Origin of the sequence: Nocardioides cavernae (assembly GCF_016907475.1) — a bacterium.
GTDB lineage: Bacteria > Actinomycetota > Actinomycetes > Propionibacteriales > Nocardioidaceae > Nocardioides > Nocardioides cavernae.
This window is the reverse complement of the sequence record NZ_JAFBCA010000001.1, coordinates 4,445,607-4,458,473: the sequence shown is the minus strand read 5'-3', so window position 1 is coordinate 4,458,473 and position 12,867 is coordinate 4,445,607. Positions and strand designations below refer to the sequence as shown.

Sequence of the window (12,867 nt, the reverse complement as noted above, 5' to 3'; positions counted from 1 at the left end):
GGATGCGGGTCGTCAGGACGACCAGCCGCCATGACGTTGCGGAGCCAGTCGTCAGAGCTTGCGCAGCCGCACGTAGCGGACCGAGTGGTCGGCGTCCTTGCGGAGGACGAGGTTGGCGCGGGAGCGGGTGGGGGCGACGTTCTGGACGAGGTTGGGCTCGTTGATCGAGTCCCAGATGCGGGTGGCCTGGTCGACGGCCTCGTCGTGGGAGAGCGCGGCGTACTTGCGGAAGTAGGACGCTGGGTCGCGGAAGGCGGTCTCGCGCAGCCGGAGGAAGCGGTCGACGTACCAGCGCTTGATGTCGGTCAGCGCGGCGTCGACGTAGACGGAGAAGTCGAAGAAGTCGCTCACGGCCAGCCCGGTGCGGCCGTCGTCGCGCACCCGTGCGGGCTGCAGGACGTTGAGGCCCTCGATGATGACGATGTCGGGGCGCTTGACCACGACTTTCTCGTCGGGGAGGACGTCGTAGACGAGGTGGGAGTAGATGGGCGCCTCCACCTCGTCGCGGCCGGACTTGATGTCGATGACGAACTTGAGGAGCGCCCGGCGGTCGTAGGACTCCGGGAAGCCCTTGCGGTGGAGGATGCCGCGGCGCTCGAGCTCGGCGTTGGGCAGAAGGAAGCCGTCGGTGGTCACCAGCGCGACGTTGGGGTGCTCGGGCCAGTGGGCCAGCATCTGCTGCAGGACGCGCGCGGTGGTCGACTTGCCGACCGCCACGGATCCCGCGAGCCCGATCACGAACGGCGTACGCGGTGGGGTGACGCGGTGCAGGAACTCCTCCTGCTCACGGTGGAGCCGGGAGTTGGCGGCGACGTAGAGGCTCAGCAGGCGCGACAGCGGGAGGTAGACCTGCCCGATCTCGCGCAGGTCGAGCTGGTCGCCGAGGCCGCGCAGCCGGGCGACCTCCTCGCGCGTCAGCGTCGTCTCGGCCGTTCCGGCCAGCTGCGCCCACGCCGCGCGCTCGAGCTCGATGTAGGGGGAGGTCTCGCTGCCGTTGGAGGGCGGTGCGACCTCGGACATGGGTGCGATTGTGGCACCGCACGGGGTCGCAGCCGCGCAGCGGCCTGTCGATAGACTCCCCGGCCATGTGCGGAATCGTCGGGTACGTAGGTGCCAAGCCGGCTGAAGGCGTCGTGATCGAGGGCCTCCGGCGGCTGGAGTACCGAGGCTACGACTCGGCGGGCATCGCCCTCGTCGACGGTGGCACGATCGTGTCCGACAAGCGCGCCGGCAAGCTGGCCAACCTCGAGAAGGCCATCGCCGACGCGCCGCTTCCGCAGGTGACCACCGGCATCGGCCACACCCGCTGGGCGACCCACGGCCCGCCGACCGACCGCAACGCCCACCCGCACCTCGGGCGTGAGCGCCGCGTCGCGCTCGTGCACAACGGGATCATCGAGAACTTCGCCGGGCTGCGGCAGCGCCTCGAGTCCGAGGGTGTCGAGATGGCCTCCGACACCGACACCGAGGTGGCAGCCCACCTGCTGGAGGAGCAGCTCGAGACGGGTGTCGACCTGACGGTCGCCATGCAGAACGTCTGCCGCGACCTCGCGGGCGCCTTCACGCTCGTCGCCGTCGACTCCCAGGACCCCGACCGCGTCGTCGCGGCCCGCCGCAACAGCCCGCTCGTGGTCGGCATCGGGGAGGGCGAGAACTTCCTCGGCTCCGACGTCGCGGCCTTCATCGAGCACACCCGCGAGGCGATGGAGCTCGGCCAGGACCAGGTCGTCACCATCACCCGCGAGGGCGTCAGCGTCTCCGGGTTCGACGGCACGCCGGCCGAGGGCCGCCGCTACCACGTCGACTGGGACCTCTCGGCCGCCGAGAAGGACGGCCACGACTGGTTCATGCGCAAGGAGATCTTCGAGCAGCCGCGCGCGGTCGCCGACTCGCTCCTCGGTCGTCGCGGCACCGACGGCCTGCTGCAGCTCGACGAGATGCGCCTGTCCGACCAGGACCTGCGCGACGTCGACAAGATCATCATCATCGCCGCCGGTACGTCGTTCTACGCCGGCATGGTGGCCAAGTACGCCATCGAGCACTGGTGCCGCATCCCGGTGGAGGTCGAGCTCGCCAGCGAGTTCCGCTACCGCGACCCGATCCTCACCACCTCCACCCTCGTCGTCGCGATCAGCCAGTCCGGCGAGACCGCCGACACCCTGCAGGCCATCCGGCACGCCCGGGTGCAGCGCTCGAAGGTGCTCGCCATCTGCAACACCAACGGCTCGACCATCCCGCGCGAGTCCGACGGCGTGATCTACACCCACGCCGGCCCGGAGATCGGCGTCGCGTCCACCAAGGGCTTCCTCACCCAGCTCGTCGCGTGCTACCTCCTCGCGCTCTACCTCGCGCAGGTCAAGGGCACCCGCTTCGGCGACGAGATCTCCCAGGTCATGGACCAGCTCGAGGAGATGCCCGGCCACATCGAGACGGTGCTGGCCAAGGCCGAGGAGGTCTACGCCCTCGCCCGCGACCACGTGGACAGCCGCTCGGTGCTGTTCCTCGGCCGCCACGCCGGCTACCCGGTGGCCCTCGAGGGGGCGCTGAAGCTCAAGGAGATCGCCTACCTCCACGCCGAGGGCTTCGCCGCCGGCGAGCTCAAGCACGGCCCGATCGCCCTCGTCGAGGAGGGCCTGCCGATCCTGTGCGTGGTGCCACCCCGCGGCCGCGACCAGCTGCACGACAAGATGATCAGCGGCATCCAGGAGGTGCGTGCGCGCGGCGCCCGCACGCTCTGCCTGGCCGAGGAGGGCGACACCACCATCACGCCCTACGCCGACGTGCTGATCACGCTGCCCCAGGTGCCGGTGCTGCTCCAGCCGCTCGTCGCCGTGGTGCCGCTGCAGCTGTTCGCGTGCGAGCTGGCCACCCAGCTCGGCCACGACGTCGACCAGCCCCGCAATCTCGCCAAGTCCGTCACGGTCGAGTAAGGGCCGGGGCGACTCCGTGCCGGTCATCGGCGTCGGCATCGACGTGGTCGACATCGACCGCTTCATGCAATCCCTCGAGCGCACCCCGTCGCTGCGGGCGCGGCTGTTCACCGACGCCGAGGCGTCGCGGCCGCCCGCCTCGCTGGCCGCGCGGTTCGCCGCCAAGGAGGCGATCGCCAAGGCGCTCGGCGCGCCCGTCGGGATGGCGTGGCACGACGCCGAGATCGTCTCGGAGGAGACCGGGCGGCCGCGCTTCGAGATCCGTGGCACCGTCGCCGCCCGCGCCGAGGCGATGGGCGTCGCCCACGTCCACGTCTCGCTGTCCCACGACGCCGGCATCGCCTCCGCCGTCGTGGTGCTGGAGGGCTGAGGCCATGCTCCGCGCCCACCTCGTCCCGGACGTACGCCGCGCGGAGGCGGCCGCGATGGCCCGCCTCCCCGACGGCGCGCTGATGCAGCGCGCCGCCGCGGGCCTGGCCGCTGCGGTCCTCGACCTGCTCGACGGTGGCTACGGCCGGCGCGTGCTCCTGCTGGTCGGCCCCGGGGACAACGGTGGCGACGCACTGTGGGCCGGCGCCCGGCTCGCGGCACGGGGCGCGGCGGTCGAGGCGCTCCTCCTCGCCGACCGGGTGCACGACGCCGGGCTCACGGCCCTGCGAGCCGCCGGCGGCCGGGCGACCCGGGACCTCGACACCCTCCACCCGGCGCCCGACGTGCTGGTGGACGGCATCGTCGGCATCGGCGGTCGCCCGGGGCTCCGCCCCGATGCGGTGGCCGCGCTCGAGCGCTTCGTCGCGGTGCCCGTCGTCGCGGTCGACGTACCGTCCGGTGTCGATGTCGAGCGCGGCACCCTCGACGGCCCGCACGTCCGCGCCGACCTGACGGTCACCTTCGGCACCCACAAGGTCGCCCACCTCGTCGACCCCGCCTGCCTCGCGAGCGGCGCCGTCCACCTGGTCGACCTCGGCCTCGACGACTCGGACCTCGGCCCGCCGGCGGTCGAGGCGCTGCAGCCCGACGACGTACGCGCCCTGCTGCCGCGGCCCGACGACGTCGCGCACAAGTACACCCGCGGCGTGGTCGGCGTGCGCGCCGGATCGGGGACCTACCCGGGTGCCGCGCTGCTGGCCGTGTCGGGCGCCAACTCGGGGCTGGTCGGGATGGTCCGCTACGTCGGGCCGGAGGCGATCGCCGACACCGTGCGCAGCGTGCACCCCGAGGTCGTCGGCGACGGCCGCGTCCAGGCCTGGGTCGTGGGCCCCGGCGGCGGCGACGACGCGGGCACGATGCTCGCCGAGGCCCGCGCCGACGACGTACCGGTGGTCGTCGACGCCGACGCCCTGCGCCACGTGGACGGGACGGTGCCCGGCTGCGTGCTGACGCCGCACGCCGGCGAGCTGGCGGCGATGGTCGGGGTCGAGCGCGACGAGGTCGAGGACTCGCCGCTCGAGCACGCGCGCGCGGCAGCGACCCGCTTCGGCTGCGTGGTGCTGCTCAAGGGGCACCACACGCTCGTCGCGGACCCCGACGGGCGGGTCCGGGTGACCACCACCGGCGTGCCGTGGCTCGCCACGGCCGGCGCCGGCGACGTGCTCGCCGGGCTGGTCGGGGCGCTGCTCGCGGCGGGACTGGAGCCGTACGACGCCGCGTCCGTCGGGTCGTGGCTGCACGGAGCCGCCGCGACCCAGGCGGCAGCCGGCGGACCGCTGACCGCGAGCCGGGTCGCGGTCCAGATCCCGCGGCTGGTGCGCGACGTCCTCGATGCCCCGAGATCGAGGTCTCTGGGATGATCGAGGGCATGACCGATCCCGTGCCGCCGCGCGCCGAGATCGTGGTGGACCTCGCTGCCGTCCGGCACAACGTGCGCATCCTCAAGGACCTGGTGACCGTCGACGGCCCCGTGCAGCTGATGGCGGTCGTCAAGGCCGACGGCTACGGCCACGGCATGGTCGAGGTGGCCGCCGCCGCCCGCGACGCCGGCGCCGACTGGCTCGGCGTGGCGACCATCGAGGAGGCGCTCGCGCTGCGGGCCGCCGGCGACCACGGCCCGCTGCTGTGCTGGCTCAGCGCCCCCGGCGACGACTTCGCCGCCGCGGTCGCGGCCGGGGTCGAGGTGACCGCCTACTCGGTCACCGAGCTCGAGGAGATCGCGGCGGTGGGCCCCGCCCGGGTGCAGCTCAAGGTCGACACCGGCCTGTCGCGCGGCGGATCGCCCCGCTCGGAGTGGCAGCACCTCTTCGCGGTCGCGAGCGACCTCGAGCGGCAGGGGCGGATCACCGTCACCGGGATCTGGTCACACTTCGCCGCCAGCGACGAGCCTGCCCATCCGGCCAACGACGCCCAGGAGGCAGCCTTCCGCGAGGCGCTCGCCCTGGCCGAGACGGCCGGGCTCGACCCGGACGTCACCCACCTCGCCAACTCCGCCGCGGCGATCCTGCGGCCCTCCTCCCACTTCGACCTCGTCCGCTGCGGCATCGCGACCTACGGTCTCGACCCGGCGCCCGGCGTCAGCCCGCGACTGGGCCTCCGGCCGGCCATGACCGTGCGTGCCCGCCTGGTGATGAGCAAGGTCGTCCGGGCCGGTGAGGGCGTCTCCTACGGGCACACCTGGCACGCCGCCGAGGACACCACCGTCGGCGTCGTGCCGGCCGGCTACGGCGAGGGGGTGCCGCGAGCAGCCGGCAACACCGCCCACGTCTGGGTCGGCGACTCCCAGCGGCCGATCCGCGGCCGCGTGTGCATGGACCAGCTCGTCGTCGACCTCCACGGCGAGCTGCCGCCGGCCGGGACCGAGGTCGTCCTCTTCGGCGCCGGCGACCTCGGCGAGCCCACCGCCCAGGACTGGGCGGACGCCGTCGACACGATCAGCTACGAGATCGTCACCCGCGTCGGCGGCCGGCTGGTCCGCAGGCACGTCGACACCGAGACGGACACCGAGACGGACACCGACGCCGACACCGAGGACTCCGGAAGGACCACCCGTTGAGCATCAAGGGCCGCATCTTCGGCACCGTCGTGGGCGCAGCCGGCCTGGCCGCTGCCGCCGGCGCCGTGGGCATCGCCCGCCAGAACCGCGTCATCGGCAACCGTGCCGCCGGTGAGGAGGTGGCGTTCGGTGCGCTCCACAGCCCCCCGCGCGTGACCGTCACCGACGACGCGGTCGACCTCTACGTCGAGATCGACGAGCCGGAGGACTTCGGGGGCGTGCCCGCCACCGACGACGACCTGACCGTCGTCTTCGTGCACGGCTACTCGCTCAACCTCGACTGCTGGCACTTCCAGCGTGCCGCCTACCGCGGCCAGGTGCGCACGGTCTTCTACGACCAGCGCAGCCACGGCCGGTCGGCGCGATCCGACGAGGAGCACTGCACGATCGAGCAGCTCGGCCACGACCTGCGCCGCGTCATCGAGGACACGGTCCCCGGACGTTGCGTCGTCGTCGGCCACTCGATGGGTGGGATGAGCGTCATCTCACTGGCCGAGCACTACCCCGAGCTGTTCGGCGACACGGTCGTCGGTGCCGCTCTCATGTCGACCACGGCAGGCGGCCTCGACCCCGGCCGGATCCTGTTCCCGATGCTGCCGCTCGGCCTCGGCGGTCGCTTCGTCGGGCGCGCCGTGCGCACCCTCGACCGCGGTCACAAGGTCGTCGACGTCGCGCGGGCGTGGGGCCACGCCGTCGCCGACGTGTTCACCGACCGCTATGCGTTCGGCGACGACGTACCCGCATCGATGGTGGAGTTCGTCTACTCGATGCTCAACGCGACGCCGTTCGCCGTCGTCGCGGACTTCTACCCGGCCTTCGCGACCCTCGACCACTTCGAGCACCTCGAGCCCCTCAGCCGGGTGCCGACGTCGATCATCTGCGGCACCGAGGACAGGATCACCTCCGTCGGGCACAGCCGGAAGCTGCACAGCCGCATCACCGGCTCGAGCCTGCTGGAGTGCGAGGGCGCCGGCCACATGGTGCTGCTCGAGCGCCACAAGCAGGTCACCGCCGAGCTCGATGACCTCATCTCCCTCGCCCAGGGCGAGGGCCTGCTGTGAGTGTTGTCGTACGCCGGGTGGGTCCCGAGGCGGCCGCCGACGTCCTCGCGGTCGTGCGGGAGGCCTTCGGCGCCCGGCCCGCCCTGGACCCACCGGCCGACGCGCTCGGCGAGGACATCGACTCCGTCAAGCGCCTCCTCGCGCGGCGCGGTGGCCTGCTCGCTGTCCTCGACGGCCGTTCCGTGGGCTGCGTCGTGCTCGACCCCGACCCCGACGGGCTCGTGCTCCGCCGCTTCGGCGTGACGCCCGCCGCCCAGGGCAGGGGAGTGGCCTCGGCCCTGGTGGAAGCGGCCGTGGAAGCAGCGACGGGTCGCTCGGCGGTGCGGGTCGTCGCACGCGAGGAGCTGCCCGGCACCGTCGCATTCTGGGAGGCGCACGACTTCGTCGTCACCGGCGGGACGAGCCCCTACGTCGAGCTCGCGAGGTGGCTCGGCACGACCTTCGACGCCCCCGACGCGGCGACGATGCGCGAGCTCGGTGGGCGCGTCGGGTCCGGCCTGGTCGCCGGCGACCTGGTGGTGCTCACCGGTGAGCTGGGGGCCGGGAAGACGACCTTCACGCAGGGACTCGGCGAGGGGCTCGACGTGCGCGGCGGCGTCACCTCGCCGACGTTCGTGATCGCCCGTGTGCATCCTGCCCTGGGCGACGGGCCCGACCTCGTCCACGTCGACGCCTACCGGCTCGGCGGGCTCGACGAGCTCGACGACCTCGACCTCGACACCTCGCTCGACTCCGCTGTGACCGTCGTGGAGTGGGGTGCGGGCCTGGCCGAGGGCCTGGCCGACTCGCGCCTCGAGGTCGTGATCGAGCGGACCGTCGGTGACGCGCCGGTCGGCGACGAGCTCGACCCCCGCCGGGTTTCGCTGCGGTGGATCGTCGGGCAGTAGCCTCGACGCCGTGCTGCTGGCCTTCGACACCGCGACCGCGCTGGTCTCCGTCGCGCTCCACGACGGCGAGCGCGTGGTCGTCGAGCACTCCTCCGAGCAGCCGATGAAGCACGGGGAGCACCTCGCGCCGCTCATCGCGCGGTGCATGGAGGAGGCGGGCGTCGTCCGCCAGGACCTCACAGCCGTCGCCGTCGGTGTCGGTCCCGGTCCGTTCACCGGCCTCCGCGTCGGGGTCGTGACCGCACGCACCCTCGGCTTCGTCCTGGACATCCCCGTCTACGGCGTCTGCTCCCTCGACGCCGTCGCGCTCGAGGTCGTCAGCCGCGGGACCGCCCATGACAGCTTCCTCGTCGCCACCGACGCCCGGCGCAAGGAGGTCTACCTGGCCTCGTACGACGCCGAGGGCCGCCGCCTCGAGGGACCGGTCGTCACCCGTCCGGCCGAGGTCGCCACCGACGCCCCGGTCGCCGGCGCCGGGCCCGAGCTCTACCCCGACGCCTTCCCGCACCTGATCGCCCCCACCCGGCCGAGCGCCGGCTGGCTGGCAGCAGGCGTCGTGTCCGAGCTCGTAGAATTGCTGGACCCCGAACCCCTCTACCTGCGCCGCCCCGACGCGGTCGCCGGCGCACCCAGAAAGCCCGTCTCGTGATCCGTCCCGCCACCCTCGCCGACCTGCCGGCGCTCCGTGCCCTCGAGCAGGAGCTGTTCGGACCCGACGCGTGGAGCGAGGAGCTCATCCGCCAGGAGATCGACGGCCTCGGGCGCCGCTTCGTCGTCGCCGACGACCTCTCCGGCTACGCCGTGACGATGACCGCGGGCGACATCGTCGACCTGCTGCGGATCGGCGTACGCCCTGACGCGCGTCGCACAGGCCTCGCCTCGCGCCTGCTCGACGAGCTCCTCGTCGACACCGAGGGCGCCTCGCGGATGCTGCTGGAGGTGAGCGTGACCAACGCCCCCGCCCTGGGCTTCTACGTGGCCCGGCAGTTCAGCGTCATCGACGTGCGCCCCCACTACTACCGCGACGGGTCCGAGGCGCTGGTCATGTGTCGCTGGCTCCCGGGCGCCGCCCGCGAGCACACGGCGACGGCCCATGACTGACGAGCCGCTGGTCCTCGGGATCGAGACCTCCTGCGACGAGACCGGGGTCGGCATCGTCCGGGGGCACACCCTCCTGGCCGACACGGTCGCCAGCAGCGTCGAGGAGCACGCCCGCTTCGGCGGAGTGGTGCCCGAGGTCGCGAGCCGCGCCCACCTCGAGGCGATGGTGCCCACGATCGAGCGCGCCGCCGAGACGGCCGGGATCGCGCTGAGCGACATCGACGCCGTGGCCGTCACCAGCGGCCCCGGCCTGGCCGGAGCGCTGCTGGTCGGTGTGGCCAGCGCCAAGGCCCTTGCCCTCGGCCTGGGCAAGCCCATCTACGGCGTCAACCACCTTGCCGCCCACGTGGCGGTCGACCAGCTCGAGCACGGACCGCTCCCCGAGCCGTGCCTGGCCATGCTCGTCTCGGGTGGCCACTCCAGCCTGCTCGAGGTCACCGACGTCACCGTCGGCGTCGAGCCGATGGGCTCGACCATCGACGACGCGGCGGGGGAGGCCTTCGACAAGGTCGCCCGGCTCCTGGGCCTGCCGTTCCCCGGCGGGCCCCACATCGACAAGCAGGCGCGCAGCGGCAGCAGCGTCGCCATCGACTTCCCGCGCGGGCTCACCAGCCGGCGCGACCTCGAGCGGCACCGGTTCGACTTCTCCTTCTCGGGCCTCAAGACCGCCGTCGCCCGCTGGGTGGAGACCCAGCAGCGTGCGGGCGTCACCATCGACGTCGCCGACGTGGCCGCCTCCTTCCAGGAGGCGGTGTGCGACGTACTGACGCGCAAGGCGATCGACGCGGCCACCAGCCGCGGGATCGAGGACATCCTCATCGGCGGCGGGGTGGCCGCCAACAGCCGGCTGCGCGCGATGGCCGAGGAGCGGGCGGCGGCGCAGGGCATCCGCGTGCGGGTGCCCCGCCCGGGCCTGTGCACCGACAACGGCGCCATGGTCGCTGCCCTCGGGGCCGAGCTCGTTGCCCGCGGTCGTACGCCGTCCCGGCTCGACCTGCCGGCCGACTCCTCGCAACCGATCACGACCGTCGTCGCCTGACGTCGCCTGACGTCGCCTGACGTCGCCTGACGTCGCCTGACGCCGCCCTGGACATGACGAAGGTCCCCGCCCGAGAGCGGGGACCTGCATCACGGACACTCGAACGAGGCGGACCTCAGTCGAGGACTCCGGGTGCGACGTCGTCGTCACCGAGCCAGTCCTGCTCGTAGACCAGACCGTCGCGCTCGGCGGCCTGGTCGTCGTCTCCCTTGCGGCTGCCGCGACCGTTGGCGCCACCGGCGGCGCCGCGGGCACCGGTCGATCCGCGTCCACCGGACCGTGACCCGGTGCCGGACCCTGCGCCGCGACCACCGGCCGAGCCGGCTCCACGACCGCCGGCCGAGCCGGCACCGCGCGCACCTGCCGAGCCCGCACCACGGGCGCCGGCCGAGCCGGCACCTCGGGCACCTGCCGAGCCCGCGCCGCGGGCGGCGGGGCTGCCGGCCGTGCCGGCGCGTGCTGCTGCCGAGCCTGCGGCGCCGGCAGGGCGCGACAGCGCGCCCGCGCTGCCACTGCGGCCGGTCGCGCCGATCGGACGGGCGGGTGAGCTTCCGGCCGGAGCCGGAGCTGCGCCGGCCCGGATGCCGCCCGCCATGCCGCTGGCACCTCCGGCGGCACCTGCGGCGCCCATCGCGGCGGCGTTCATGCCGCCGCCCGATCCTCCCGTGCTCGGGCCGGCCGGAGCCTGGCCCGCCGAGGGGTTGTAGGTGACGCCGCTCTGCGACGAGCCCGTGACCGTGCTCGTCTCTCCCGGCACGTGGTGGGTCGGAGGGGTCGGGTGGGTGATCGGGTGGCGCGGCTCCGGGTCGACCGGGTCGGGCTTCGTGGGGTCGACCGGGTCCGGCTTCTCCGGGTCGACCGGGTCGGGCTTGTCGGGGTCTCTGTCGCGGTCCTTGTCCGGGTCGCGGTCCTTGTCCGGGTCCTTCGGGTCCCTGGGGTCCCTGGGGTCCGTCGGGTCGGGGACGCCGGGGGTGCCGGGGCTGCGCGGCCCGGTCGGCGGCAGCGACGGGCTGGACGGGCTGCTCGGCACCGACGGCGGCGGCTCGGTCGGGTCGGGCTGCCCGTGGATCGCCTGCATCGGCGGGATCGAGCCGAGGAAGACGGCGTCGAGCTTCTGCGTCCACTGCGCGGCGGCGGCCTCCTGCTGGGCGCGGGCCGTGTTGTAGGACGCCATCTCCTGGTTGGCGGCGTGCCGCTTGGTGGCCTCGGCCTGGATCTCCTTCGGCGTGGGCGGGAGGCCCGGCAGCGGGGTCGGCGCCGTGTAGGCCGGCGGCTGCTGCAGGTCGGCCATGCCGGCCTCGGCGGCCTTGGCGTTGCCCATCACACGGGCCGCGTCCATGAGGGCGTCGCCGCCGCCGACGAGGCGGGTTCCCTTCTCCTCCATGCTGCTCGAGGAGTCCTCGAAGGCCGCCAGCAGGGCGTCGGCCATCATCCCGGACAGCCCACCGTCCTGCCCGTCGCCCTCGCCGTCGCGGATCTTGGCGGCTCCCTTGCGCAGCGCCTCGGCGGTCTCGGCGAGGATCTTGCCGCAGTTCCTCCAGTTCTCGCCGGCGAGGTCACTCGTCTCGGCCTGGGCGCCAGTGAGGTAGGTGCGCAGGCGGGCGCGCTCGACTCCGTCGGTCATCAGGCGCCGTCCTCTGCAGCCGGGGGCTCGGTGTACTGGCCGTCGCCCATGGTGCTGCCAGAGGACTGGTCGCGCGCCTGGTCGATGGTGTCGTTGACCTGGGCGAGCGCAGCCGCACGCGTCGTCATCTCGGCATTGGTGCTGCCGTCCACGTCACGGACGTCGTCGGCCCAGAGCTTGATGGCGTCGCTGTAGGCGCGCAGGGAGTCGGCGAGCTTCTGGAACTCCTGCTCGGCCTCCTGGTGCGCCATCTGGGCGTTGACACCGAGGCGGTGGCCGTTGGTCGACCCGCCGAAGTGGCTGGTTCCCACGGGGATGAGCTTCGTGCCGCCCAGGCCGTCGGAGTTGGTGGTGAGCAGGGTGCGGATGCTCTGGATGAGGCTCTCGGGCGCGTTGATGCCCTTCATCACGTTGGTCACGAGGCCTACGTCGGCAGCGGTCAGCATGGGTCCCCCATTCCCGCCGTGCCCGGCGGTGAAACGTCGTTGTCGAAGGCATTTTCACACCACGCCCCCGCGTCCGACGAAAAGCTGGGAAACAGGGGCCGTCCGCTACCGTCTGGGCGTGCAACGACTCGGGGGTACGACGATGGGTGGACGCGGAATCGCGGCGTTGGCGGTCTGGCTCGCGGCCGTACTGGCGCTGGGCGCGTGCGGGAGCGACGGCGAGGGCATCGACCCGTCGGGGACCGACACCTCGCCGGCGTCCCCGACCGACAGCCCCACGGACAGCCCTTCCGAGAGCCTCACCGCGAGCCCGACCGAGCCGCTGCTCGTGCCCGAGGCCGAGGCCGTCGAGCCGGCATCGGGACCGCGGCTCGATGTCAGCGACATCCGGGTCAACATCCCCAAGGGCTGGAAGCAGACCTTCGACTCCTTCGTCGTCGACAGCGCCCTCGGGCGCGTGGACGGGAAGAGCGGTGGCGTGCTGCTCAGCGTGGTTCCGACGGGTGGCGACGTGCTGACGCCCAAGCAGGCCGAGAGGTACTTCTGGCCGCACGGACGGAAGCCGCAGAACTACGAGAAGCAGGACGGCATCCTCATGGGCGGGCTGACCGCTGGCTACTACACGGCGAGGGACAGGTTCGACGACATGCACGCGGCCACTCTGTGGGAGGACAACCACGTCACGAAGGTCCAGGTGAGCTTCGACCGCGAGGTGCCGGACGAGGTGCAGCAGGAGCTGTTCCAGTCGGTCGTCGCCAGCTACTCCAGCGAGCGGATGCGCCTGTGACCTTCC

The 12,867-nt window shown here is 73.1% G+C and carries 13 protein-coding genes; 10 read left to right on the top strand and 3 right to left on the bottom strand.

Annotated elements, in window-relative coordinates:
• Window positions 1-51: 51 nt before the first annotated feature.
• Window positions 52-1,020: a type I pantothenate kinase gene (gene coaA, locus JOD65_RS20975; RefSeq protein ID WP_191194687.1), complete on the bottom strand. Its 969-nt coding sequence runs from the start codon at window positions 1,018-1,020 to the stop codon at window positions 52-54.
• 65 nt (window positions 1,021-1,085) lie between these two features.
• On the opposite strand from coaA, the gene glmS reads away from it, so the two are divergent.
• The 9 genes from glmS to tsaD are packed head-to-tail and all read left to right on the top strand — an operon-like array spanning window position 1,086 to window position 10,004.
• Window positions 1,086-2,930, top strand: coding sequence for a glutamine--fructose-6-phosphate transaminase (isomerizing) (gene glmS, locus JOD65_RS20970; protein WP_191194688.1), 1,845 nt, complete (start codon window positions 1,086-1,088; stop codon window positions 2,928-2,930).
• Between the two features lie 16 nt (window positions 2,931-2,946).
• Window positions 2,947-3,300, top strand: a complete 354-nt coding sequence (locus JOD65_RS20965) for a holo-ACP synthase (RefSeq protein ID WP_191194689.1) — start codon at window positions 2,947-2,949, stop codon at window positions 3,298-3,300.
• Between the two features lie 4 nt (window positions 3,301-3,304).
• The gene (locus JOD65_RS20960) at window positions 3,305-4,720 is read left to right on the top strand and encodes an NAD(P)H-hydrate dehydratase (RefSeq protein ID WP_191194690.1); all 1,416 of its coding nucleotides are present in this window, start codon (window positions 3,305-3,307) and stop codon (window positions 4,718-4,720) included.
• A gap of 8 nt (window positions 4,721-4,728) precedes the next feature.
• Window positions 4,729-5,916 (top strand): alanine racemase, encoded by a 1,188-nt coding sequence (alr, locus tag JOD65_RS20955; protein WP_191194691.1) that lies wholly within the window; start codon window positions 4,729-4,731, stop codon window positions 5,914-5,916.
• Complete coding sequence (locus JOD65_RS20950; protein WP_191194692.1) at window positions 5,913-6,977, top strand: alpha/beta fold hydrolase; 1,065 nt, start codon at window positions 5,913-5,915, stop codon at window positions 6,975-6,977. Before alr ends, JOD65_RS20950 begins: the two co-directional genes overlap by 4 nt.
• Complete coding sequence (gene tsaE, locus JOD65_RS20945; protein WP_191194693.1) at window positions 6,974-7,864, top strand: tRNA (adenosine(37)-N6)-threonylcarbamoyltransferase complex ATPase subunit type 1 TsaE; 891 nt, start codon at window positions 6,974-6,976, stop codon at window positions 7,862-7,864. Before JOD65_RS20950 ends, tsaE begins: the two co-directional genes overlap by 4 nt.
• 10 nt (window positions 7,865-7,874) lie before the next feature.
• Complete coding sequence (gene tsaB, locus JOD65_RS20940; RefSeq protein WP_191194694.1) at window positions 7,875-8,513, top strand: tRNA (adenosine(37)-N6)-threonylcarbamoyltransferase complex dimerization subunit type 1 TsaB; 639 nt, start codon at window positions 7,875-7,877, stop codon at window positions 8,511-8,513.
• The gene (locus JOD65_RS20935; protein WP_191194695.1) at window positions 8,510-8,965 is read left to right on the top strand and encodes a GNAT family N-acetyltransferase; all 456 of its coding nucleotides are present in this window, start codon (window positions 8,510-8,512) and stop codon (window positions 8,963-8,965) included. The genes tsaB and JOD65_RS20935 overlap by 4 nt, the downstream gene beginning before the upstream one ends.
• On the top strand, window positions 8,958-10,004 hold the full coding sequence (tsaD, locus tag JOD65_RS20930; protein ID WP_191194696.1) for a tRNA (adenosine(37)-N6)-threonylcarbamoyltransferase complex transferase subunit TsaD: 1,047 nt from the start codon (window positions 8,958-8,960) through the stop codon (window positions 10,002-10,004). The genes JOD65_RS20935 and tsaD overlap by 8 nt, the downstream gene beginning before the upstream one ends.
• Window positions 10,005-10,119: 115 nt before the next feature.
• Here the strand turns inward: tsaD and JOD65_RS20925 are convergent, their stop codons facing one another.
• Window positions 10,120-11,628, bottom strand: coding sequence for a hypothetical protein (locus tag JOD65_RS20925; protein WP_191194697.1), 1,509 nt, complete (start codon window positions 11,626-11,628; stop codon window positions 10,120-10,122).
• Window positions 11,628-12,074 (bottom strand): hypothetical protein, encoded by a 447-nt coding sequence (locus JOD65_RS20920; RefSeq protein WP_191194698.1) that lies wholly within the window; start codon window positions 12,072-12,074, stop codon window positions 11,628-11,630. Before JOD65_RS20920 ends, JOD65_RS20925 begins: the two co-directional genes overlap by 1 nt.
• A gap of 118 nt (window positions 12,075-12,192) precedes the next feature.
• On the opposite strand from JOD65_RS20920, the gene JOD65_RS20915 reads away from it, so the two are divergent.
• Window positions 12,193-12,861, top strand: a complete 669-nt coding sequence (locus tag JOD65_RS20915) for a hypothetical protein (protein ID WP_191194699.1) — start codon at window positions 12,193-12,195, stop codon at window positions 12,859-12,861.
• Window positions 12,862-12,867: the final 6 nt, after the last annotated feature.

Excerpts from the sequence above, each read along its gene's own strand:
- coaA (WP_191194687.1), bottom strand. The coding sequence starts at position 1,020 with ATGTCCGAGGTCGCACCGCCCTCCAACGGCAGCGAGACCTCCCCCTAC.
- glmS (WP_191194688.1), top strand. The coding sequence starts at position 1,086 with ATGTGCGGAATCGTCGGGTACGTAGGTGCCAAGCCGGCTGAAGGCGTC.
- JOD65_RS20960 (WP_191194690.1), top strand. The coding sequence starts at position 3,305 with ATGCTCCGCGCCCACCTCGTCCCGGACGTACGCCGCGCGGAGGCGGCC.
- alr (WP_191194691.1), top strand. The coding sequence starts at position 4,729 with ATGACCGATCCCGTGCCGCCGCGCGCCGAGATCGTGGTGGACCTCGCT.
- tsaD (WP_191194696.1), top strand. The coding sequence starts at position 8,958 with ATGACTGACGAGCCGCTGGTCCTCGGGATCGAGACCTCCTGCGACGAG.
- JOD65_RS20925 (WP_191194697.1), bottom strand. The coding sequence starts at position 11,628 with ATGACCGACGGAGTCGAGCGCGCCCGCCTGCGCACCTACCTCACTGGC.
- JOD65_RS20920 (WP_191194698.1), bottom strand. The coding sequence starts at position 12,074 with ATGCTGACCGCTGCCGACGTAGGCCTCGTGACCAACGTGATGAAGGGC.